The sequence below is a fragment of the Georhizobium profundi genome, from assembly GCF_003952725.1.
GTDB classification, from domain to species: domain Bacteria; phylum Pseudomonadota; class Alphaproteobacteria; order Rhizobiales; family Rhizobiaceae; genus Georhizobium; species Georhizobium profundi.
This window is the reverse complement of the sequence record NZ_CP032509.1, coordinates 3,752,604-3,771,258: the sequence shown is the minus strand read 5'-3', so window position 1 is coordinate 3,771,258 and position 18,655 is coordinate 3,752,604. Positions and strand designations below refer to the sequence as shown.

The window sequence follows — 18,655 nt, the reverse complement described above, 5'->3', positions numbered from 1 at the left end:
GTCGGAGTACCTTTTGAGCTGGCTTGCCCCGCCACTTCTCGGTTCTCGAAGTGAGGACAAGGATAGGATGGGCCATCAATCGGCGTAACGCCTGATCGTCCGGCAGATCGGGTAGCGCTTCGTAGGAATACAACTCCGGCGTTTGTGCCGTCGCGGTCATGACGGAGGTCATCCATGGACCATAGACCTAGTCTATGTTCGACCATGGACCGCTTGCGGAGCCCGAGACTTCAGGTCTTTCTTCTTCTCGGATCACTGGCGGCGCGGGAAAACGCGCCCCGAGAAGAACGTTGGCAGGTCTTGGGATCACCCATGCTGGTACTGGATGCCGATATAGCGAAGCGTTTCGCGCTGTTTGGCGGCGCCGTCGTCATCGCAACCACGGCGCTTGTCGGCTGGATGAGCACGACGCTCATCACCCGCAACGTGCTCGGCACGGCTGCATCATCGACCGCACTTTTCGTCGACAGCATCGTTACGCCGCACGTGCAGGATCTCACTGTTGCTGCCGCTCTTCAGGATACCGCGATTGAAGCTCTTGATCGCACGTTCCTCGACCCTGTGCTGCGCGACCGATTCCCCTTCATCGAGATATGGAAAGCCGACGGCACGATCGTCTATTCGAATCACCGCGAGATGATCGGCCGAAGCTACCCGCCGCCGCCCAGCCTCGCAGTCGCTTTCGAAGGCGAGATCGCGTCCGACTTCACGGATCTGAGGGCGCAGGAACATACGGTGCGCCAACTCGACGAAGAATATCTCGAGATCTACACGCCGATCCGCGATCTCGGCGGGGGGACGATCATCGCGGTGGCCGAAATCCATGAAAGTGCGGAGGCGGTGCGCCAGGAACTGGACTTCGCGACGCGGCGCAACTGGGCACTCGTCGTCACGCTTGCGTTGCTGGTCATGGCCGGTTTGCTGACGGTCGTCATGCGCGGCAACGCGATCATCCGGGCGCAGCAGCGCGGGCTGGTCGAGCGCATCGAGGAAACGGAGCGTGCGCTCGAAGAGGTTCGGCGCCTGAAGGATGCTGTGCAATCGGCGACCGCCCGCCTCGTCGAGCGCGAGGAGAAGGCCTATCGCCGTATCGGCGCTGACCTGCATGACGGCCCGGCTCAACTGATCAGCTATTCAACGCTGAAACTCGAGCAGATCAGACGCGCGCGGTCCATCGCGGAGCGCTCGGCGATGATCGAGGACGTCGAGCGGGCGCTTGTCGAAGCCGTCGGCGAAATCCGCAACATGTCACAGGGCCTCGTCCTGCCCGATCTCGATCGGATGCCTGTCCCGAAACTCATCGACGCGGCCATCGGCGCCCATGAGGAACGCACAGGGAACAAGGTCGACCGGTTCATCACCATCGACGATCCGGTGCTGTCGCGATCGTTCAAGATCTGCGTCTACCGCTTTCTGCAGGAGGCGCTCTGGAATGTGCACCGCCATGCACCTGGAACGGCGACCACGGCCTGCTGCGATATTGATGCGGAGACGGTGCGTGTCAGCGTATCCAACCTGCCGAACGAGAACAGCGCATCATGGGACGGTCGGCCCGGCCTCGGTATCTCCGGCCTCAAGGAGCGCGTCGAAAGTCTGGGCGGGACCTTCACGATCGCCCATGACGGGCAAATGCCCACGAGACTTGAAATGACCTTGCTGAAAGAGACTGCTTAATGGCCCGATCGGTTTCCGTCATCGTCGTCGACGATCACTCCATCTTCCGCGCAGGCGTCGTCCAATCGCTGGCACTGGATCCTCACATCCGTGTCATCGCGGAAGGCAGTTCCGCCGATGAAGCCGAGGCGCTGGCTGAAAGGCTGCGTCCCGATATCGCGCTGATCGATGTCTCCATGCCCGGAGGAGGGATCGAAGCCGCACGGGCGATCACGCAATCCGTGCCGGAGACCAAGGTGGTCATGTTGACCGTCTCCGAGAACGACGACGATGTCTTCGATGCGGTGGAGGCTGGCGCCATCGGCTACATCCTGAAAGGCACCTCCGCCCGCGAACTGATTTCCGCCGTCCAGAATGTCGCGTCCGGTCAGACGCATATGGCGCCGAAACTTGCCCTGGCACTTCTGGCGCGCGCAAGGCGGCGCGACCAAGTCGATCCCCAGTGGACAGCACTGGAAAGCCTCACGCCACGCGAACGTTCGGTGTTGAGCCTCGTCGCCAGGGGCCTAAGCAACCGGGAAGTGGCAACGACGCTTCAAGTTGGGGAGAAGGCAGTCAAGTCACATCTCACCGGCATTTTCGGTAAACTCAAAGTGCGCAATCGCACCGAGGCGACCCTCATCGCCAAGGCCTATGAGAAGCAGATTGCCGAATGGCAAGCCGGATAAGCCACGCGCCTGCAGTTGCGATCATTCTCGCAGGATACTCTCCATCGCCTTGCCCTTCGCGAGCTCGTCGACCAGCTTGTCCAGATAACGGATTTTCTGCATCAACGGATCTTCGACCGCTTCCACGCGGACGCCGCAGACGACGCCGGTGATGAGCGCACTCTTCGGATTGAACGCGGGCGCCTGCTCGAAGAAGGATTCGATGTCGGTTTCCAGTTCGATATGCCGTTCCAGCTCAGCCAGATCATAGCCGGTAAGCCAGCAAATCACCCGATCGACCTCGCCCTTCGTCCGCTGCTTGCGTTCCGCCTTCTGCACATAAAGCGGATAGACCTTCGAGAACTTCATCGAGAAGATGCGGTGGCCGGACATGAACAGTCCCCATATTGGCGGCTTTAAGAGCCGCTGATGGTCGAGACCCAAGAGTAAAAGGAAATCTCAGCCGCGTGCACTGTTCAATCGGCGATGAGGATCACCCGCAGAGATGGTAGCCTCAATCGCGACGCCGACATGTTGACGGCGCAGCACCCTCGCCAGCAGAACAAACGCAACTTCTTTGAGATTGGCTGCGGTTGCCAGAACGAAACCCATAGGCTGGCTGGACGTTAGCGATCATCGAACAGGGGATCGCGCATGTCACTTTTCATCGAGGGCCCGGACGACGCCTTCGCGACGCTCCTTCTCGCACATGGTGCGGGCGCGCCGATGGATTCCGACGCGATGAACGCCATCACCGAGGCCCTGGTGCGGGCCGGGTTCCGCGTCGCGCGGTTCGAATTCGGCTATATGGCAGCCCGCCGTCAGGGGAAGCGCAGCCCACCGCCGAAAGCCGAACGGTTGCAGGACGAATACCGCCAAGCGGTGGCGGCACTCGACTGCGACGGGGCGCTGATCATCGGCGGCAAGTCGATGGGAGGCCGGGTCGCATCGATGATCGCCGACGAGCTCCACGACGAAGGCACCGTCACCGGCCTGGTGTGTCTCGGTTACCCCTTCCACCCGCCCACGAAGCCTGAGCAATTGCGCACGGCTCATCTCGAACGGCTCGAAACCCCGGCGCTGATCTGCCAGGGCACGCGCGATCCCTTCGGCACGCGGGCGGAAGTCGCGACCTATGCGCTCTCGGATCGGATCGAGGTGCTGTGGCTCGAAGACGGCGATCACGATCTGAAGCCGCGCAAGAAGCTTTCCGGCTTCACACTGTCCGACCATCTCGCGACGCTGGCCCAAACGACGCGAAACTGGGCTGAGCGCATGCTGCGTCCATGAAGATCGCCACCTTCAACATCAATGGCGTCAACAAGCGATTGCCAAATCTCATCGCGTGGCTAGAGGTCGCGCAACCGGACATCGTCTGCCTGCAGGAGCTGAAGGCGGAGCAGGGTGCCTTCCCGCAAGAGGCGATTGCACAAGCGGGTTATGATGCGGTTTGGTCCGGGCAGAAGAGCTGGAACGGCGTCGCCGTGCTCTCGCGCGTCGGCGCGCCGGTGGTGACCCGCCGCAGCCTGCCGGGTGATCCGGCCGACCAGCAGGCCCGCTACATCGAGGCGGCCGTCTCCGGCATCCTCATCGCCTCGATCTATGCGCCGAACGGCAACCCGCAGCCCGGACCCAAATTCGATTACAAGCTTGCCTGGCTCGCCCGGCTGAAGAAGCATGCCACAGAGCTCCGCAAATCCGGCGCGCCGGTCGTCCTTGCGGGCGACTACAATGTCGCGCCGACCGATCTCGACATCTATCCGACGAAATCCTGGGATGACGACGCCCTGATCCAGCCCGAAAGCCGTGCCGCCTATCGAAGCCTCATCGGCCGCAGCTGGCTCGACGCTCTGCGCCATTGCTATCCCGACGAGCGCATCTACACCTTCTGGCACTACAAACGCATGCGCTGGCCGCGCGATGCCGGGCTGCGCCTCGACCATTTGCTTCTGAGCCGCAACCTGCGCGAAAAGCTGGAAGATGCGGGAGTCGATCGCGCGGTGAGGGGGCTTGAAGGCGCCAGCGACCACGCGCCCGTCTGGATCAGGCTATCCCCGCCTTGAAGCAGATCGACATGCGGCAGCCTCGCTTTTAGCGTCAACCCGGAAGCCGTTGCTCCCACGCTTCAGTGGTGGCTTTCACAAGGTCTGTGGGCCCCGCCAAAACCTATTGGCCTGCGTGCAAGCCGCGCAATTCGACTTCAACGCGGTCCTCGCCATCGAAGTAGATCTGTTTGACGAGGCCAAAGGGAACGTCTGCCGTCCATACCGTGCCTCCATCCTGTTTCGACGAGCGACATGTCCTGAACGTTCCGGCTGGCACGCGAATGTCCTCGATCGTCCCGCCCGCCGCTTCACAGCCACCGAGCACCTCACGGACTTTGACGTCGCTCACCATTTCGCTGGCCGGGGTTGTTACCGTGTTTTGTATCGGCTTACCGGATGAAACGAAGGTGTTCGAGAAGGTGAAGATCTCGGTGCTGGCATCGAAGGCAACAATTTCCATGGTCTGTGTGAAAACGACCACCAAACCGTCGGGGCTGGTGTACGTGCCGTCGAACACGACCTTGTCGCCGACGGCAGGGAAGGCAAGGGCCGGTGCGACGAAGAACAAGGTGCAGATGAAAGAGATGAAGCGCACGATCCAGCTCCAGTTTGGGTCAGCGAGAGATATGCGGTTTTTGTGCTGCCTGGCGACGCTCTCGGCATTCGACCCTGCTGAGGCTTGAGGCTGCCGCACGACTGCTTCGATATCTCCAGCTCAGTATGCGCGCCAACCCCAGTTGTAGGAGCAGAACCGCCCGCCGACCACGGCATCGGAATAGTTGCCGGGCTGGATCGGACCTTTCCCCAATTCCCGGAAAGTGTGGTCCTGACAGATGGCCTCGTAGGTGACGAAGACGGTGTAGGGGCATCCGTTATAGAACTGATGGCTTTCCTCCAGGGTAACCTGGCACTCCTGCGCCTCTGCTTGTTCGTTCGCAGAAATCAGCCCGGCTAAACAGCCAAGCGCTCCCAGAATGGATAGTCTCACAAACATCTTTTCCCCCAGAATACGATGGAACGTTGGTCGACCGCGCGCCTTGCGCTTACGCTGCAGTAAGCATGGGTGCGGTAATGTCGTCTTCACCCGTTCGGGTGAGGAGATCGTTCGCAATGTCTAAGTGGGAAGGCCCGCTGGTAGATCGGCTCTATGAAGCCGCCGTCATCCCTGAACTCTGGCCAGGCGTATGCGAACGCATCAGCGCGGGTATCGGTGCTTTCTCTACGGCAATCATCTGCATTTCACCGGACGGGATGGCGCGCTGGGTGTCGAGCGCGGCGATCGCCGAACAGATGGAACGGTATGGTGCAAGTGATCTCCGGCTTCGCAATATTCGGCCCGCGCGCGCCCTCACCCGAGCGCCGGGAACCTTCATGCGGGACATCGACCTTCTGACCGATGAGGAACTGGCACGAGACCCGATTCGGATCGAATTGCTGGAGCCGATCGGGCTGGGATGGGAGATGGGCTGCGCCATCGCGGAGCCGTCGGGTGCAATGCTGGTGACCAGCATTCTTCGACGCACGGCAGACGGGCCTTTCGCTGCCACGGATGCCGATCGGATGGATGCGCTCAAGCCCGACCTTGCCCGTGCATCCTTCTTGGCAACGCGCTTGGCCTTCAGTCAGGCACAGAACATTACCCAGACCCTGTCGACCGTCGGACTGGCGGCTGCCGTCCTCACCTTGTCAGGCAAGGTCCTGTCGATGAACGCCGACATGGAGAAGTTTGCGCCGCGCCTCCGGGTGGGTGCGCGCGACTATCTGATAGTGAAGGACGCCGCAGCGAAAGATCTGCTTCAGGCGGCGCTCCTTGGGCTAAAGCATCAAGACGCACCGGTCGTCCAGTCCATACCGATCGCGGCCGATTTCGGAGAACCGGTCCTCGTCTTGCAGCTTCTGCCCGTTCGGCGCGATGCACGTGACATCTTCGGGCCTGCCACCGCAATTCTGATCGCGACAGCCGTAGGGCAGGTCGGACCGCCGGACGCGCGCGTCATCTGCGGCCTGTTCGATCTTACCCCAGCGGAAGGGCGCATCGCGCAACGCGTGGTTGGCGGGGAGAAGGTGGGCGACATCGCCGCGGCTCTCGGTATCGGGCAAGAGACCGTGCGGACCCATTTGAAGAGCATCTATCGCAAGACCGGCGTCAATCGACAGTCCAAGCTCGTGTCACTGCTTCTCGGAATACCGCATCGTGAGTGGGCATTGGATCACGCGTCTCAGGCGCTCGCCGCTGCCCAAGCGAGCGGCGATCGTTGGAAATGAGGCGTCGCCGAAAGCTGTCGATGCGCCGACCATCGATCCAGGCTCAAGTGACCCTGCGCAGAAAATCGCGGGTGCGCTGATCCTGCGGATCATCGAAGATCGCTTCCGGCGGTCCCTGTTCGACGATGCGCCCACCTTCCATGAAGATCACGCGATGGGCGATTTCCCGGGCAAACTGCATCTCGTGGGTAACGATCAACATGGTTTGCCGGCTCTCGGCGACGCGGCGCATGAGGTCGAGGACTTCGCCCACCCATTCAGGGTCGAGCGCGGAGGTGGGCTCATCGAACAGCATCAGGTCCGCGTTCAGCGCCATCGCCCGGCCGATGCCGACGCGCTGCTGCTGGCCGCCTGAAAGCGCCGCCGGATAGGATCCGGCCTTTTCCAAAAGCCCGGTTTCACTGAGGATCGTGTCGGCGCGTGCTTCCGCATCCACGCGCGATTGACCGTGGACCGTGACGAGCGCCTCCGTGATGTTCTCCCGCGCAGTCTTGTTGGCAAAGAGCGAATAGTTCTGGAAGACAAAGGCGGTACGGCGCCTGAGCGCCAAGATGTCTTTGCGGGTCGCCCGCGCTGCGTCGACGGTCAGGTCGCCGATCCCGATGATTCCAGCGTCGGGACGGTCGAGGAAGTTGATGCACCGCAGCAGCGTCGACTTGCCCGTGCCGGAGGGCCCGATGACGACGATCCGCTCGCCGGCCTCGATCTGCAGATCGATGCCGTCAAGCACGGTATTGTTGCCGAAACGCTTGGTCAGTCCTTCAAGTCGGATCATCGCGCATAGGCCCTGTTCAGCCGTTCCTCAAGCAGGCGCTGGACGAAGGACAGTGCCTCGACGATGATCCAGTACAGGATTGCGACGACGACGAACGCTTCGAAATAGAGGAAGCTTCCGGCCGCTTCCTTCTGGGTCGCTCCCATCATCTCCGTAACGCCGAGCGTGAAGGCGAGCGACGTCCCCTTGATCATGTCTATGAAGTAATTGACGAGCGTCGGGGCGGCGACGCGTGCCGCTTGCGGCAGGATGATGCGACGCATCATCTGGATTTGCGTCATGCCGACAGCCTGGCTCGCTTCCCATTGGCTTCGGTCGACGCCGACGATCGCAGCACGGATGCTTTCGGCCATGTAGGCAGAGAAATGCAGCGTCAGGCCCATGATCGCCGCAGTCACACCGTTGATCTGCGTCAGGACGGAAAAGACCTGCGGGAGCCCGTAATAAAACAGAAACAGCTGCACCAGCAGCGGCGTCCCTCGGAAGAAGCTGATGAAGAGGACGACCAGCCGGTCGAGCACAGGAATGCGCACGACCCGCTCGACGGCCAGAAGCGACGCGATGATCAGCGCCAGCACCATGGAAACGCTCGCCATGGCGAGCGTCAGCGGCACATAGCCGAGGATGACGGGCACAAGACCAAGCATGTACTCCAGATCGAGCGCCCGCATTCCTCACTTACTCCGGCTTGGTGATATCGGCGTCGAACCACTTCTGCGAGATTTCCGTCAGCGTGCCATTTTCGCGCAGGGTGTCGAGAGCCGCGTTGACATCGTCCCTGAGCGCGCGCCCTTCCTCGTCGTCGCGGAAGGGATAGGCATTGCGGATCTCGCTGAAGGGCGTTCCGGCAAGCGCCAGCGGCAGCGGGCTCTCCTTGATCACCTGGGTCGAGGAAACGCGGTCCATCACGAAGGCGTCGACGCGGCCGAGCGCCGTGTCCTGCTCGATATTGCTTTCATAGGTGCGGATATCGATCTCGTCGGCATTGGGCAATTCGCGCAGCAGGGCCTCGAAATTGGAGCCGAGATTGACGGCCACGGACTTGCCGCTGAGATCCTCCGGGCCCGAGATGGTATCCTCGTTGCCCTCGCGCGTCACGATCTGCGCGCCGTCATAAACATAAGGCTCGCTGAAGATGAAGGTCGCCTCGCGTTCCGGCGTGATCGTGATCTGGTTGGCGACCGTGTCGATGCGGCCGGCCTGCAGCGCGCCGATAAGACCGGAAAACGACATGGTCTCGAACTGAATCTCGCGTCCCAGTTCTTCTCCGATCGCGTTCATGAGGTCCACCTCGAAGCCCTGCAGTTCATCCTGCCGAACGAAGGTGAAGGGAAAATAGCCGCCCGACATGCCAACAGTGATCGGCTCCGCGCTCTCCTGCGCGTAGGAGGGAACTGTAAAGGTGGCCACGGCGGCCGCGGCGAGCATTGCCTTGAGCAACATGGAACTGTCTCCTATCAACGGCGATCCTCGAAAGATCACCAGCAGAATTATGAACGCTTGATTGAGGATATGGCTGCCGATCGCAGACGAAACAATGGCACGACCGGGTAAGTCCAACCAATATCGCAAAGGAATGGAGTTCGCTTTTGCTTGACCGGCCTATCCGCCCTTTTGCCGGCCTCCTCTCCTCAGCTTGGTGCCTTCAAACATCTACTGTCTTGAGGTGTGATTTGGCCGGCCCGCGGCGTCTGGGATATGAACGTTATGCCGTCTGCCCGGGGTCGAGGGGCTTATCGTTAATCGCCTCTTAATGCGCGGTGGCTAGCCTCGTCGTTTGTACGGAAGCCGCGAACAAATCGAGGAATGCTGCATGTCACTTCGCCTCACTGCAGTCGTTGCCGTGCTGGCGATGTGTCTGTCCGGTTGCGTTTCGGTGATGGACGAGTTCGCCGACCGCGGAAACGTGCCGATCCCCGCAACGCTGGTCGCCCAGATGAGCGAGAAAGGCATGTCGCCTGCGTCCCCGGTTCTCATCCGGATTTTCAAGGAAGAGAGCGAACTAGAGATCTGGAAACAGGATCGGACAGGCGAATTCGCTCATCTGAAAACCTATCCCATGTGCCGCTGGTCTGGCAACCTCGGCCCGAAGACGACCTCCGGCGATCGTCAGGCGCCCGAGGGGTTCTATCATGTGACCGCGGCGATGCTGAACCCGCAGTCGCAATACCATCTCTCGTTCAATCTCGGTTATCCCAACCGGCTCGAAAGCGCGCTCGGCTACACGGGCGCTTCGCTGATGGTGCATGGCGCATGTTCGTCTGCGGGCTGCTTTGCGATGACCGACGAGGGCGTCGAGGAAATCTATGCCGTGGTGAGGGACGCTCTCGGGTCCGGCCAGCAGAGCGTTCAGGTGCAGTCTCTGCCGTTCCGGATGAACGCGCGCAACATGGCCCGACACCGGGGCAATGCGAACATGCCGTTCTGGAACAATTTGAAGGAAGGCTACGACATCTTCGAGGCGACACGCCGACAGCCCCAGGTATCTGCCTGTGGAAGGCGCTATGTCTTTGACATGATGTTTGCCGATGCTGCTTCGCTCGATCCTTTGGCAGCATGTCCGGTCGCCGAGCAATCCGAAAATCCGCTCGTCGCCGCTCTGCGCGCAACGGAAGCCGTGGCATACGAGAAGGCGATCAGCGCCGAGACCCTCGCGCCCGTGCATGCCTATGCGGATGGCGGCATGCATCCGACCTTTCGGTCACTCCTCGAAAAGCGCGGTGCCGACCGCCTGTCGAAGATGTCCTCCCGCACCCGTGTTCCCGTCAGCCGCCCGGATGCCGCCCTGGTCGACCCGCACCGGCCGTAAGAGTGAGACGGTGATGATCGCGAAGAACGAGCGCCGCTGACGGAAGCGATCAGGTCAAGCCACGCGTGCCAGTCTCACCGGCTCGTTGTTACAGCGCATGCAGCCAGGCGCCGAAGGGCTGGCTTCGCTTATCGATGCGGTAGGCCGGCGGCAGGTCGTCCTGTTCGTGTACGGCGGCGCGCACGTCACGCGGGCTCATGCCGAACTTGCGGCGGAACGCGCGGGAGAAATGTGCGTCGCTGCTGAAGCCTGCCTCATCGGCTATGTCGCCGATCCGGCGCCGCTCCTCGCGGTTGCACAGCAGCCGATAAGTGTGGTGCAGTCTGGTCTCCTGCACATAGTGGGAGACGCCGCCAAGCGGCTCGAACAGCCGGTAGAGCGTCGAGCGTGAAACTCCGCAGTGATGGGCGATCTTCGCAGGTCCCAGGGCAGGATCGGTAATGGTGCGCCGAATGTAATCCTGCGCGCGCTGGCGCGTGGCAATCGCGATCGCTTCCCGGCCCCGGTCCCTGCTCGATGGTGCTTCGCACAGCGTCGCCGCAATCAGGTCCGTCAGGGTGGTTGCAACGCCGGTCGACTGATCGAGACGCAAGGTCGGCGCGTAGGTCGGCAGCATGTCGAGAAAGCCGCTCAGGAGCTGCACCCCCGCATCCGGCACCAGAACGCCGTGCAATCGACCCGGATCGCGCACGGCCTCGCTCATGACTTCCCGCGGCATGATCAGCGACACATTGCGGGGCGAAATTTCCTCGAAATCCTCAAGCGTCTGACCGAAGTCGACGACATTCAACCGATGTCCCTGCGGCGTCGCATCGAGCCGGATCATCACATGGTCGAGCATGTCCGAGCGCATCTTGCGGGCGCTTCGGGCGAAGTGAAACGTGGACGTGCGCATTTCACTGATGATCATCCGGCCGAGCTGCGTGCTCTGCACGTTGATCGAAAAGGGGGCTTCAGGATCGAACTCCGTTTCGAACATCACCCCAACGCGATGGCTCCAGAAATTGGTATCCTTGGAGTGAAGCCGCTGCGTCGGTGCAAGGTTCGTCAAAGTTGTCTCCTCTTTGGCGAATGGATCATTTTCGGTTGAGTTAGCGCATACCCACTGAGATTGGAACGGCCAGTCAATTTTGGGTGAAGAGCCTGAGACGCGCCGACTAACGGCTTCTTCGGCAGCGACGGTAGATTTGCGGTACGGGTCTGGGGGGCCATCATGCAAGTCGAGCCGCTTCGCCAAAAACGGGCGCAGCCAAAGATTGAATCGGCGAGCGCGCAGTCCGCGCTCGCAACCGCTTGCGTGGGGCTCCTCTTCACGCTGGTGCTGATGATGGCCGCAACCGAGCCCTTGCCAGATGAGCGGATGCCGCACCTCTCCTCCTATCTCGACCTCATCCACGATCATTCGGTGACCATCGGGTCTGTGCGTCCGCAGGACGGGTTCTGAGACCAGCGCTACCCTGTTGGCGTCTTCTTTGAGACGCGGTCAGCCTGCACGGCTGAGACGCAGGGATAAGAAACGGGATGATTTTTGAAACGTCGCCGCTAACGGTTTCAAGATTGAGATTGCTAGAACAATCGCGGGCGGAAGCATTGGGGGCTTTCTGAGCGGCGATCCGGAACGACAATGGTTCTGGACGGCACCGCTATGGGAACGTGGTCGATGTGGCGTCCATCGCACCATCATCGCAGTTCTCTTCAGGTTGGCACCCAAGCGCATGCATTTCTTCGGATCTTCCATAAGCCGGTCCGGCACCCGTACCACCGCTCTCGCAGGCATGCTTCTCGCCGGCGTATCGGCTCTGACGCTCGCTCCCGCACATGTCGGCGCGGCTGAGCAGACGCCTATCGAGGCGCAGACATCGGAGCAGGCGGAGCTTTCCGAGCGTTTGGCAGAGGCAATGGCGTTGGCATCGCGTTACGGCCAGCGCTCCGTCATCGCGTCCATCATCGAAAATGTGCGGTTGACGCCCGAGCATGCGGCGCTCATCGAATCGGCTGCAGTCGCAAATTCGACGCTGGCCCGCGAAACGATCGGCAAGGCAAGAGACGTTGGTCTTGCGATGGCTGCGGCCTCAGCCGGCACCGCACTCCCGCCCGGCGCGGACCCAGCGGTTCCGATCTCCGAGCTTAGCGAAGAGGAAGCCAATTTCGGCTGGCTGATGTCGGGCGCCGATGCGGCAGACCGCCTGGGCCTCACGGGTAAAGGTGTAACTGTCGGTGTTGTCGATTCCGGCATCGCGCGACGCCTGGACGGCTCTGCCCACCCGGAATTCGAAGACCGGATCGATCCGCGCTCGATCAGCTACCTCTATTGGATTGATCCGACGGTGACGATGGAAGACATCGAGCGCGATCCGCAGGCCGCGCTCGAGCGGCTCTTCGACCAGGCGGGTGCGAACGGCTTTGAGGACATCAATGGCCATGGCACCCATGTCGCGGGCATCATCGCGGCTGCCCGCGACGGGAGAGGCATGGTGGGTGTTGCGCCGGGCGCCAACATTCTCTCGGTCGCGACGATACCCGCCCCGGGTTTCATCGGTCCTGCGCCACTGTTTCAAATCCAATTTTGTGGTCCCACCCTCATCAATTCGAATGGCAATGATTGTGCCCCGAAGGTGGCAGACGAAGAATATGTCGCGGCTGCGCTCGATTATCTGACGTCACAGGCGGACGTCCGGATCTCCAACGGCTCCTTTGGGCCTATTCCCGAGCGCGACGCCGTGACGGCGAATGTCGAGTTCGATCGCGTCAATTTCGATGCGCTCGATCGCTATGTCATGTCCGGAAAAATTTGGGTCGCCGCGGCCGGAAATGGCTTCGACACCGCGCCGGTCATGTCGGAAAGCCCCGACGGTCTCGGCCTCACGCCCTTCATCTCGCCTGAAAATGCGGATGTCACCAACTCAGCCGGCGCACCGGTGTTTACCGATGGCGGACAGGGCTTCGATTACTCGCATCTGCAACCAGACCGGCTGGCTGCCTTGGAAGCCGAGACCGGTGAAGCCTATGGCCGCATCGTGACCGTCGTCGCCGTCGGTGCAGAGAAGCAGATCTCGATGTTCTCGAACCGCTGCGGCGTGACTGCGCGCTGGTGCATCGCCGCGCCGGGTGGCGATTTCGTCGAAGATGCAGACGGTAATCCGACAGAGCGTTCGATCTTTTCGACCATTCCGGAGAACATTGCAGACACCAATCCCGCATTTCCGAATGGAGACGCTCCGCCCTATGGGTTCAAGACAGGAACGTCGATGGCCGCTCCGCATGTCGCTGGTGCGATGGCGGTGCTGGTGGAAGCCTATCCGGGCTTCACGCCGGGACGGATCGTCGAGATCATGTTCCAGACCGCGGAAGATCTCGGTGCTCCCGGCATCGACGAGATCTTCGGCCACGGCCTTCTGCGGCTCGACCAGGCGTTGCAGGGACCGATCGGCTTGACTGGCGATTCCTCCGAAATCTATCAGGCGAATGTCGATGATACCCATCTCTGGCGCTTCAGCTTTGCCTCCGACGGAGCCCTCCTCAAGACGGGGCAGGGCCTGCTGACGACCGCCACGGACACAACTATTTCGTTCGCTCAGGAAGCGGCCATCATCGACGGTGGGCTTCAGGTCGATGGGCGCTTTGCGGCTCCGCGTCTTTTTGTCGGCCCCGGCGCATTGCTCGGCGGTTCAGGCTTTATCCAAGGCGATGTCGGGGTGGCGGGCACGCTCGCGCCCGGCAGTTCGCCAGGCACGCTGACAGTCTCGGGCACCGTGGGCCTTCTCGACAGCGCCACGACGGCGATCGAGATCGATGGAGCCGGCACCGGCAATGGTGTGGCGAACTTCGATCGCATCATTGCACTCGGCGCATTCGATGCTTTCACTGCCGCCGGCACGCTGGCACCACAACTGCGCGGCATCGCCGGCCCGGCGACAAACAGCTTCGTCCCCGAGCTCGGCGAGATCTTCAGGTTCGTGGAAACACCGAATGGCGTTGTTGCCGGGTCCTTTGCCAGCCTGACCCAACCGACCGATGGACTGCCTGAGGGCTCGCGGTTCGATGTGCTCTACGGCCAGCAAACGTTGTCGCTCGTGGCAACGCCGTCGGATTACGGCACTGCGCTTGCGGCCGGTGCCGCAGGCAACCAGACTGCTGCACGTTCCGTCGGGGCCGCACTGCAAGCCATCCGTCCGGCGGCCGGCACGCGCCCGAGCGCCGAAGCGGCTGCGATCTTCGACCCGCTCTACCGCCTCGGCGCCAATGCCGTTCCGATCGCCTTGTCCGGCGCCGCGGGAACCATCCATGTCGATGTCGCACAGGAAAGCCTGAGTTCCATCGGACGTTTTTCGGATGTACTGGCCACCCGTCACACCGGCTTGACCGCAGAAGGCGCTGCTACCGGCACCGTCTGGGCGACGCCGTTCCTCGGTGGCGTGCAGGTCTCCGGCAACGGCGAAGGCTACGACGCTGATTTCAGAGGCTTCGCCCTCGGCATCGAAGGTTCGCCCGATGCACTGTTCGGCAATCAGGCGTCGATCGGCTTTGCCGGTGCCTATTCCACCAGCAGCCTCGACGATTGGACGGGCACCGCCGAGATTGATGTGGTGCAGGGCGGCGTCTATGGCTCCTACGATTGGTCGGGCGTCATCGTTTCAGGCGCGGCCGGTCTGTCCTATGCGTCGGGCGACACGCGCCGCGTCGGCATCCTGGGTGTCGCCGAAAGTTCCTACCGGGGCTTCGGTGGCTTCGCAGACCTTGCCGTATCGAAGCCCTACACGTTCGACATCGGCACGGTGGAGCCCTTTGCCGCCATCGGCTACCGGGCACTGGATCGCCGTGGCTTCAGTGAGGCGGGCGCATTTGCGCTCGACATCGCCGGCAAGACCTACGACCAGACCTTCGCCACGGCAGGGATCGCGCTGTCTCACAGCTTCGAGCTCGGCTCGGTGACGCTCGAGCCGCAAGCGCGGCTTGCCTATCGCTTCGACTTCGATCGGGTCGATGCCTCCGGGACTGCCTCCATCCTCGGTGCATCCTTCGAAGCCGCTGGTGCCGATATCGGTCGCCACGCCTTTGTCGGCTCGTTCGGGGTCGAAGCGGCCGTTTCGGACAAGGTTTCTCTTTCGGCCGCCTACGAAACGGAAGTGCGCTCTGACTTCGCCTCCCATGGGGCGCGGTTCAACCTGATCGCGCGCTGGTAGCGGCGAAACGACCAACGATCTTGCTTCCCGGTCATGTCGCGACTGCGGCGGACCGGGATAGATCCCGCAACTCCAGGAAACATGAAGACCATGAAGCAAGCTCTTGCGGCGCTGATGATCCCCGCGCTTCTCGCCATCGCCGGCTGCCAGACCACGGCGGATGCGCAGAACTCGATCAGTTCATCCTATGTCGGCACACCGGCCGACGATTTCTTCGCCCGTCACGGCGCGCCATTCTCCACCTATCAGCGACAGGATGGTGGACGCATGTACAGCTGGCGTGGCGGCGAGCGCACCGTGTCCGTCGCACCGCCGCCACCGCCTCCGCCACTGCCAGGCTTTGGACAGCCCGCGTTCGGCCAACCTGCATTCGGCCAACCTGCGTTTGCTCAGCCGGCCTTTGGTCAACCCTTCGGCACGGCACCGTTCGGCCAGCAGGCGACGTCGCAGACGATCTTCGCCGACAGCCGCAGCCGTACCTCGACGCAGGAATACACCCGCGCCGACGGTACCCGCGTGACGGAATCGCAAACGCGCTCTTCCGGCGTCAATGTCGGCTTGGACCCCAGCCGTCTTGCTGGCGCAGCTCTCGGCACCCAGCCGGCCGCGCGCCCACAGGGACAGACGCGTCAGCTCCTCTGCGAGCTGTCGATCACGGCTGACGCCAACAACACGATCACTTCGATCGGCGTCCAGCGCGATACGCAGGGTGTCGGCGCCAGCTTCTCGCGCTGCGCCGAAGTGTTCGGCTCGTAACAGCGGCCGTGAGACATGGACGGTCGCTGCCATGATGATCGGCGGCGACCATCTCGTTGGACTGTTGCTTGGCGACCAGCTCTAAGGGCAGCTAGCTTTTCGCGGCGTCGGTTATGGAACGCGGCGTATCGAAACGAGCGAGCTGGCCGGAACCCTCTCCAACCTCGGACCAGTGCGACGAGCCGAGGTCGATCACGGCGAGTGCAGCCGTCGGAAATTTGACCTTGATGCGGCTCAATGCAAGGGCGTCCCCTCCATGGCATAAAAGACGGGTCAGGTCTTCAAGGCCGGGATTATGGCCCACCAAAAGCACCGAATGCTTGTCGTCGGGAACAGTTCGCACCTCTGCAAGCACCTGTGCGGCATCCGCATCGTAGATCGCGGGTCGCATGTCCGCTTCGGGAACTACAGTTGCGGTCGCAAGTTTTGTGCCCACGATCTCCCAGGTCTGCAGGGTGCGGACGGCCGGCGACACGAGCACATGATCGGGCAACAGGCCGCAATCGATCATATGCTGCGCCATGGTTTTGCTTGCGCTCCGTCCACGCTCGGCAAGCGGGCGCCTTTCGTCCGGGACCCCGGCCGGCCAGTCGGATTTTCCGTGACGCAAAAGCATCAAACGGCGCATGTCGAGACCTTTTCGGTTGGGGTATGGTTGGCAAAAGTCCTTCGAAGACCGTCTGCCTTGCATGGTGCACGACTTTGGGCGTCGTTGATAGGAGACATTGCATGTCGCAGGCTGTTGGACAGGGTGCATCCGGCTCCTTTGCGTCCCACGAAGGCGAGGCGGCAGTTGCGCGGGATGCAGGCTCGCGACCGGTCATTGACAAACTGCATCCCGGAGCGGCCGCCGACGCGGAGCTTGAACTCAAGCTCATGACAGACGAGCAAACGCTTCATGCGATGCTCGCCTCGCCGATCTGGCAGAAGGCGGCGCGTGCGACAACTGATCGAGAACTCTCCTCCGTTTACTTCGATCAAGATGACTTCTCTCTGATCAAATCCGGCATCACCTTTCGGATACGCACGGCTGAGAGCGGGCGGATACTGACGGTCAAGTCTGACAAAAACGGTGGCAGTCACGCCCTCATGCGCGGGGAGTGGGAAGTCAGTCTGCCCGAGACCCCCGCCAAACGGGAAAATGGAGCCCGGTCCACAGAGTTGGTCAACCTTCTTCCTGCAAATCTTCCCGCCGAGCTCGCCGAGCGGCTGCGGTCCAAAGAGCTGAGGCCGATGGTTCGTACCGACGTACGGCGGCGAACGCTCGAACTGGAGACGGCGACGGGAATTATCGAGGTGTCAGTCGATGAGGGTGCCATCGTCGTTGGGCGCAAGCGTTTGCCGATTGCCGAAATCGAGCTTGAGCTGAAGAGCGGAAGTCCCGAGGCGATCTATCTCGCCGCGCTTGAATTGGCTGCCGAACACGCCGCGCATGTAAGCATTCATGCGAAATCGGCGCGAGGCTTCGAGGTCGCCATGCATCAGCCGCCCTCCTTCAGCAAGGGGCAGCCTGTCGAGTTCCCGAAGTCTGTCAGCCTCGACAATGCGTTTGCGATCATGCTGCAGAGTGCCTTCGGCGACATGCTCCGCAATGCGCCGGCTGCGCGCGACGGTCGAGATCCGGAAGGACTTCACCAATATCGGGTCGCGCTGCGCCGGCTTCGCTCGCTGCTTTCCTTGATGCGCCGGCTCGTCGATGGACCCACCTTCGAGATGCTGCGAGCGGAAGCGAAAGCGCTCATGTCCCGGTTGGGGAAGGCGCGCGATCTCGATGTCTTCGTGACCGAAACCTGGCCTAGGATGAGCGGTGCGGGTGTAGACAGTGACGGCGCCGCCGATGTTTCAGACGCGGCGGAAGAGTTGAGACGAAAAGCCCATCGCGATGTCGTGGCAGCGCTTGACGACAAGCGCACCACTCACTTCATTCTCAACCTCGGCCTGTGGATCGAGAGGCGGGGATGGCTCTCTGAAGCACGACACGATGCCATCGACGTCTTGAACGGTTCGGCTGAAGATTTCGGCAACAGGACGGTGCAGGCTCTGCGCGACAAGGCCTTGAAAAAGGGGCGCGGCTTTCGCAAGCTTTCTCCCGATGCCCGCCATCAGGTACGCATTGCTATCAAGAAGCTGCGCTATGCCTATCAGTTCTTCCAGCCGCTGCTGAAGGGTTCATCGAAGCGCAAGAAATTCGCGAAGGCGCTGGCAAACCTGCAGACGGCGCTTGGTGAGCACAATGATCGCGTCGTGATGAATCGTTTGATCCACACCGTCTTAGAAACCGAGCCCTCTGCCAAGGCCCATCTCGCCGCCGGTTTCGTGCTTGGGCGCAACGCTGCTCTTCTCGCCGATGACGATGAGGGCCTGCTGAAAGCCTGGCGCCGCTTCAAGGCGAGCAACTGATCACTTCGAACGCGGCACTGCGGGCGCGGCTGTCTGGCGCTATTGCAGCGTTCGGCTTGAAGGCGTTGCGATAGTCGAAGAACGATTGGCCGCGGCATAGG

The 18,655-nt window shown here is 61.8% G+C and carries 17 protein-coding genes; 9 read left to right on the top strand and 8 right to left on the bottom strand.

Going from position 1 to position 18,655, the window contains the following annotated elements:
- Positions 1-174: 174 nt before the first annotated feature.
- Complete coding sequence (locus tag D5400_RS18200) at positions 175-1,674, top strand: sensor histidine kinase (RefSeq protein WP_126011427.1); 1,500 nt, start codon at positions 175-177, stop codon at positions 1,672-1,674.
- A complete protein-coding gene (locus D5400_RS18195; protein ID WP_126011425.1) occupies positions 1,674-2,342 on the top strand; it encodes a response regulator in 669 nt (222 codons plus the stop codon). Before D5400_RS18200 ends, D5400_RS18195 begins: the two co-directional genes overlap by 1 nt.
- 21 nt (positions 2,343-2,363) lie before the next feature.
- Here the strand turns inward: D5400_RS18195 and D5400_RS18190 are convergent, their stop codons facing one another.
- A complete protein-coding gene (locus tag D5400_RS18190) occupies positions 2,364-2,714 on the bottom strand; it encodes a DUF2200 domain-containing protein (RefSeq protein WP_126011423.1) in 351 nt (116 codons plus the stop codon).
- 261 nt (positions 2,715-2,975) lie between these two features.
- On the opposite strand from D5400_RS18190, the gene D5400_RS18185 reads away from it, so the two are divergent.
- Together D5400_RS18185 and xth are read left to right on the top strand one after the other, a co-directional pair.
- Complete coding sequence (locus tag D5400_RS18185; protein WP_126011421.1) at positions 2,976-3,611, top strand: alpha/beta hydrolase family protein; 636 nt, start codon at positions 2,976-2,978, stop codon at positions 3,609-3,611.
- Positions 3,608-4,384 carry an exodeoxyribonuclease III gene (xth, locus tag D5400_RS18180; RefSeq protein ID WP_126011419.1) on the top strand — a complete coding sequence of 259 codons (777 nt, stop codon included), beginning with the start codon at positions 3,608-3,610 and terminating at the stop codon, positions 4,382-4,384. Before D5400_RS18185 ends, xth begins: the two co-directional genes overlap by 4 nt.
- A gap of 103 nt (positions 4,385-4,487) precedes the next feature.
- Here xth and D5400_RS18175 read toward each other — a convergent pair whose 3' ends face one another.
- Positions 4,488-4,934, bottom strand: coding sequence for a hypothetical protein (locus tag D5400_RS18175; RefSeq protein WP_126011417.1), 447 nt, complete (start codon positions 4,932-4,934; stop codon positions 4,488-4,490).
- A gap of 147 nt (positions 4,935-5,081) precedes the next feature.
- Complete coding sequence (locus D5400_RS18170) at positions 5,082-5,360, bottom strand: hypothetical protein (protein WP_126011415.1); 279 nt, start codon at positions 5,358-5,360, stop codon at positions 5,082-5,084.
- Between the two features lie 116 nt (positions 5,361-5,476).
- Between D5400_RS18170 and D5400_RS18165 the strand changes: the two genes are divergently transcribed.
- Positions 5,477-6,631 (top strand): helix-turn-helix transcriptional regulator, encoded by a 1,155-nt coding sequence (locus D5400_RS18165; RefSeq protein WP_164527948.1) that lies wholly within the window; start codon positions 5,477-5,479, stop codon positions 6,629-6,631.
- Positions 6,632-6,674: 43 nt separating this feature from the next.
- Here the strand turns inward: D5400_RS18165 and D5400_RS18160 are convergent, their stop codons facing one another.
- From D5400_RS18160 to D5400_RS18150, 3 genes are read right to left on the bottom strand one after another with little or no spacing between them, the layout of a single operon-like run.
- Positions 6,675-7,406 carry an amino acid ABC transporter ATP-binding protein gene (locus D5400_RS18160; protein ID WP_126011411.1) on the bottom strand — a complete coding sequence of 244 codons (732 nt, stop codon included), beginning with the start codon at positions 7,404-7,406 and terminating at the stop codon, positions 6,675-6,677.
- Positions 7,403-8,077, bottom strand: coding sequence for an amino acid ABC transporter permease (locus D5400_RS18155; protein WP_126011409.1), 675 nt, complete (start codon positions 8,075-8,077; stop codon positions 7,403-7,405). Before D5400_RS18155 ends, D5400_RS18160 begins: the two co-directional genes overlap by 4 nt.
- A gap of 7 nt (positions 8,078-8,084) precedes the next feature.
- Positions 8,085-8,849, bottom strand: coding sequence for an amino acid ABC transporter substrate-binding protein (locus D5400_RS18150; protein ID WP_126011407.1), 765 nt, complete (start codon positions 8,847-8,849; stop codon positions 8,085-8,087).
- A gap of 370 nt (positions 8,850-9,219) precedes the next feature.
- Between D5400_RS18150 and D5400_RS18145 the strand changes: the two genes are divergently transcribed.
- Positions 9,220-10,215 carry a L,D-transpeptidase family protein gene (locus D5400_RS18145; protein ID WP_126011405.1) on the top strand — a complete coding sequence of 332 codons (996 nt, stop codon included), beginning with the start codon at positions 9,220-9,222 and terminating at the stop codon, positions 10,213-10,215.
- Positions 10,216-10,303: 88 nt separating this feature from the next.
- Here the strand turns inward: D5400_RS18145 and D5400_RS18140 are convergent, their stop codons facing one another.
- Positions 10,304-11,617, bottom strand: coding sequence for a helix-turn-helix domain-containing protein (locus D5400_RS18140; RefSeq protein ID WP_126011403.1), 1,314 nt, complete (start codon positions 11,615-11,617; stop codon positions 10,304-10,306).
- A 313-nt stretch (positions 11,618-11,930) separates the two neighbouring features.
- Here D5400_RS18140 and D5400_RS21750 point away from each other — a divergent pair, with 313 nt between their 5' ends.
- Both D5400_RS21750 and D5400_RS18130 read left to right on the top strand, forming a co-directional pair.
- A complete protein-coding gene (locus D5400_RS21750; RefSeq protein ID WP_126011401.1) occupies positions 11,931-15,398 on the top strand; it encodes a S8 family serine peptidase in 3,468 nt (1,155 codons plus the stop codon).
- Between the two features lie 90 nt (positions 15,399-15,488).
- Positions 15,489-16,154 carry a hypothetical protein gene (locus tag D5400_RS18130; RefSeq protein ID WP_126011399.1) on the top strand — a complete coding sequence of 222 codons (666 nt, stop codon included), beginning with the start codon at positions 15,489-15,491 and terminating at the stop codon, positions 16,152-16,154.
- Positions 16,155-16,245: 91 nt separating this feature from the next.
- On the opposite strand, the gene D5400_RS18125 is transcribed toward D5400_RS18130, so the two are convergent.
- Positions 16,246-16,770 (bottom strand): SixA phosphatase family protein, encoded by a 525-nt coding sequence (locus D5400_RS18125; protein WP_245451577.1) that lies wholly within the window; start codon positions 16,768-16,770, stop codon positions 16,246-16,248.
- Positions 16,771-16,883: 113 nt separating this feature from the next.
- On the opposite strand from D5400_RS18125, the gene D5400_RS18120 reads away from it, so the two are divergent.
- On the top strand, positions 16,884-18,554 hold the full coding sequence (locus tag D5400_RS18120; protein ID WP_164527945.1) for a CYTH and CHAD domain-containing protein: 1,671 nt from the start codon (positions 16,884-16,886) through the stop codon (positions 18,552-18,554).
- The last annotated feature ends 101 nt before the right edge of the window (positions 18,555-18,655 follow it).

Coding starts and splice junctions, on each gene's coding strand:
- D5400_RS18120 (WP_164527945.1), top strand. CDS start 16,884: ATGTCGCAGGCTGTTGGACAGGGTGCATCCGGCTCCTTTGCGTCCCAC.
- D5400_RS18170 (WP_126011415.1), bottom strand. CDS start 5,360: ATGTTTGTGAGACTATCCATTCTGGGAGCGCTTGGCTGTTTAGCCGGG.
- D5400_RS18165 (WP_164527948.1), top strand. CDS start 5,477: ATGTCTAAGTGGGAAGGCCCGCTGGTAGATCGGCTCTATGAAGCCGCC.
- D5400_RS18150 (WP_126011407.1), bottom strand. CDS start 8,849: ATGTTGCTCAAGGCAATGCTCGCCGCGGCCGCCGTGGCCACCTTTACA.
- D5400_RS18130 (WP_126011399.1), top strand. CDS start 15,489: ATGAAGCAAGCTCTTGCGGCGCTGATGATCCCCGCGCTTCTCGCCATC.
- D5400_RS18125 (WP_245451577.1), bottom strand. CDS start 16,770: ATGCTTTTGCGTCACGGAAAATCCGACTGGCCGGCCGGGGTCCCGGAC.
- D5400_RS18190 (WP_126011423.1), bottom strand. CDS start 2,714: ATGTCCGGCCACCGCATCTTCTCGATGAAGTTCTCGAAGGTCTATCCG.
- xth (WP_126011419.1), top strand. CDS start 3,608: ATGAAGATCGCCACCTTCAACATCAATGGCGTCAACAAGCGATTGCCA.
- D5400_RS18195 (WP_126011425.1), top strand. CDS start 1,674: ATGGCCCGATCGGTTTCCGTCATCGTCGTCGACGATCACTCCATCTTC.
- D5400_RS21750 (WP_126011401.1), top strand. CDS start 11,931: ATGCATTTCTTCGGATCTTCCATAAGCCGGTCCGGCACCCGTACCACC.
- D5400_RS18200 (WP_126011427.1), top strand. CDS start 175: ATGGACCATAGACCTAGTCTATGTTCGACCATGGACCGCTTGCGGAGC.
- D5400_RS18160 (WP_126011411.1), bottom strand. CDS start 7,406: ATGATCCGACTTGAAGGACTGACCAAGCGTTTCGGCAACAATACCGTG.
- D5400_RS18185 (WP_126011421.1), top strand. CDS start 2,976: ATGTCACTTTTCATCGAGGGCCCGGACGACGCCTTCGCGACGCTCCTT.
- D5400_RS18155 (WP_126011409.1), bottom strand. CDS start 8,077: ATGCGGGCGCTCGATCTGGAGTACATGCTTGGTCTTGTGCCCGTCATC.
- D5400_RS18145 (WP_126011405.1), top strand. CDS start 9,220: ATGTCACTTCGCCTCACTGCAGTCGTTGCCGTGCTGGCGATGTGTCTG.
- D5400_RS18140 (WP_126011403.1), bottom strand. CDS start 11,617: ATGATCGTGGATGAGGTCGAGATAGGAGGAGAGGTGCGGCATCCGCTC.